3 protein-coding genes are annotated in these 3,278 nt (G+C 63.3%); all 3 read left to right on the plus strand.

The annotated features are described in order from the left end of the window. The first annotated feature begins 14 nt into the window (after positions 1-14). Positions 15-1,088, plus strand: coding sequence for an amino acid ABC transporter permease (locus EN993_RS33400; RefSeq protein WP_245469045.1), 1,074 nt, complete (start codon positions 15-17; stop codon positions 1,086-1,088). A 12-nt stretch (positions 1,089-1,100) separates the two neighbouring features. Further along, positions 1,101-1,859, plus strand: a complete 759-nt coding sequence (locus EN993_RS33405) for an amino acid ABC transporter ATP-binding protein (RefSeq protein WP_126070003.1) — start codon at positions 1,101-1,103, stop codon at positions 1,857-1,859. Positions 1,860-1,908: 49 nt separating this feature from the next. Then, positions 1,909-3,278: FAD-binding oxidoreductase (locus EN993_RS33410; protein WP_164757977.1), on the plus strand; the 1,370-nt coding region annotated here is incomplete at its 3' end.

Consider the following 3,278-nt stretch of genomic DNA (forward strand, 5'->3'; position numbering starts at 1 on the left):
GCTGAGAGATGGAGATGGTCGTTGTCGCCCCACCCGCTCCCGGCAGGCTCGAGGACCTGAGGCGACGCTTCTTCGCGACGCCGCTTCAGGCGGTGGTGTCTCTGGCCTGCCTGATGATCATGGTCTTCCTGCTCTGGAAGCTCCTGAATTGGGCGGTTTTCTCGGCTGTCTTCACCACTAGCGGCGGGCCGGAAGCTTGCCAGGCGGCAGCGGGAGCCTGCTGGTCGGTCATCGCAGCGAGATGGCGCATCATCTTCTTCGGCCTCTATCCCTACGAAGAACAATGGCGCTCGGCGCTGGCCTGCGTCGCCGTTGTGGTGATGACGGTGCTGAGCTGTATCCCGGCATTCTGGACCGGCCGCCGGATCGCGCTGGTGTGGGGAGCCGGAACGGGCCTTTTCTACGTGCTGATGAAGGGCGGCATGCTTGGTCTTGCCCATGTCGGCGAGGAAGCCTGGGGCGGACTGGCATTGACCCTGTTCATCTTCGTCACCACCTGCCTGATCGGTTTCCCCTTGGCGATCGGCCTGGCCTTGCTGCGCCGGTCGGAGTTGCCCTGGATTTCGCGCACCACCGGCCTCATCATCGACGGGGTCCGGTCGCTTCCGCTGGTATCGATCCTCTTCACCTTTGCCGTGGTTCTGCCCTTCGCGCTGCCGCAATGGCTGCAGGGCGACAAGCTTTACCGGGTGATCCTTGGCTCCGCTTTGTTCTTCTCTGCCTATCAGGCCGAGATCGTGAGAGGCGGCATGCAGGGCGTCGCCACAGGACAGGAAGAGGCCGCCATGGCCCTTGGCATGCGCTATTGGCAACGCATCAGCCGCATCCTCCTGCCTCAGGCCATGCGCAACGCAATGCCCGCGACGATCAACCAGTTCGTCATCTCGTTCAAGGAGACCTCGCTGGTGGTCATCGTCGGATTCTTCGAGATCCTGGCCTCCGGCAATGCCGCCTACGGCACCGGCGAATGGCGCTTCGCCTATGTCGAAGTCTATGCCTTCATCGCCTTCATCTACTTCATCTTCGTCTTCAGCCTGTCCCGTTATGGCGCCTTTCTCGAGCGCCGCATGTCGGTCAGCGAACGCTAAGGAGGCGTGCAGGTGATCTCGACCAATTCGACCGGTGAGCCGGCGCTCCGCATCGAAAACCTCGACAAATACTACGGCACGTTCCACGCGCTGCGCGGGATAAACCTTTCCGTAAAGCGGGGCGAAAAAATCGTCGTCTGCGGACCCTCCGGCTCCGGCAAGTCGACCATGATCCGCTGCATCAACCGCCTCGAACAGCACAATGGCGGCCGCATCGTCGTGCTCGGCACCGAGCTTAACGACGACGTCGGCAACATCGATGAGATCAGGCGCGAAGTCGGCATGGTGTTCCAGCACTTCAACCTGTTCCCACACATGACGGTGCTGGAGAACTGCATGATCTCTCCGATGATCGTGCGCAAACAGCCGCGGGCGCAAGCCGAGGCGACCGCCCGGCGCTATCTGGAAAAGGTGCGCATTCCCGAGCAGGCCCTGAAATATCCCAGCCAATTGTCCGGCGGCCAACAGCAGCGGGTCGCGATTGCGCGTGCTCTTTGCATGCAGCCGCAGATTATGCTGTTCGACGAGCCGACCTCGGCGCTCGATCCCGAAATGGTCTCCGAAGTGCTTGACGTCATGGTCACGCTTGCTTCGGAAGGCATGACGATGATCTGTGTGACCCATGAGATGGGCTTTGCGCGCCGCGTGGCGGACCGGGTGCTATTCATGGACGGCGGCGAGATCCTCGAAGAAGCGCCTCCGGGCGAGTTCTTCACCTCTTCCCGCAACGAGCGCACCCGACAATTCCTGTCGCAGGTGCTGGGCCATTGATTGGAAGCACGATCCGAATGCGTCACGCCGCACGCCCTCAGGCATCTCCATGATTGATCCCGCCACCGCGTTGCACGAAATTCTCGGGCCGAAAGGCTGGCTTTCGGGCAGCGACGCCGAACCTTACCAGCGCGATTGGCTCAATCGCTACGGCGTCGCGCCTCTGGGCGTTGCCAGGCCTGCGGATACGTCTGAGGTTGCCAGTGTCGTCAAGCTATGCCGAGAGGCCGGACTGGCAGTGGTCCCGCAAGGCGGAAACACAGGGCTTTGCGGCGCCGCCGTCGCCCAGCAGTCGAATGCGGTGATCGTCTCGCTTTCGCGCATGACGGCGATCGGCAATCCGGATCTGGACAGCGGATCGATCGTCGTCGAAGCCGGCGTCGTGCTGGCCGCGCTGCACGAGGCGCTGGAACCGGATGGCCTGATGTTTCCAATGCATCTCGGCGCGGAAGGCAGCGCCAGGATCGGCGGCCTGATCGGCACCAATGCCGGCGGCAGCCAGGCTTTCCGCTACGGCATGATGCAGGATCTCGTTCTGGGTCTCGAAGTCGTGACGCCTGATGGCAGGGTCTGGGACGGACTGCGCGCGGTGCAGAAGGACAATGCCGGCTATCAGTTGCGCAAGCTGTTCTGTGGCGCGGAAGGCACGCTCGGGATCGTGACGCGCGCGATCCTGCGGCTGTACCCCAAGCCTCGGCAGCAGGCGAGCGCCCTTCTGGTCCTGCCCGGCTTTGCCGCCGCTGTTTCGTTCGGTGCTTTCCTGCGCGGCGAGGCCGGGGAATTCCTGACTGGCCTCGAGTTCTTCTCCGATTTCGGCCTGCAACTGGCGCTCAAGCACTTGCCCGACCTTGCCTACCAACTGGAGGCACGGGGCGACGTCTATCTGCTGGTCGAACTGGCATCGGGATCGCTACGTGTTCCCCTGGACGAGATCCTGGCTTCGGCGCTGGAATGGGGCATGGAACAGGGCCTGGTCGTCGACGGCGCGCTGGCGGCGACAGGTGCGCATCGGGCACAATTCTGGCGGCTGCGCGAGGAGCAACCGGAGGGACAGAGGCTGGAAGGCGAGCAGCTCAAGCACGACATCTCCGTCCCTTCAGGCGCCATCGCCCGTTTCGTCGAGGCAGGCGCGAAGATCTGCGGCGGCATTCTTCCCGGCGTGCGGGTAAACCCGTTCGGGCACCTTTGCGACGGAAACATCCATTACAACTTGTCGCCGCCGGAAGGTCGTGCCGATTTCGACGGCAAGGCCGAGCTGTTCGCCGAGGCGCTGTCATCTCTTGCCACGCAGATGGGCGGCAGCTTTGCAGCCGAGCATGGACTTGGCCGGGCCAAGGTCGCCATGGCCGACCGCAATCGCGGCCTGGTGGAGCGAGAGCTCATGGCGCGGCTCAAGGCTGTGTTCGATCCGCTGGGCAC

Source organism: Mesorhizobium sp. M7D.F.Ca.US.004.01.2.1, from assembly GCF_003997785.1.
Lineage (GTDB): Bacteria > Pseudomonadota > Alphaproteobacteria > Rhizobiales > Rhizobiaceae > Mesorhizobium > Mesorhizobium loti.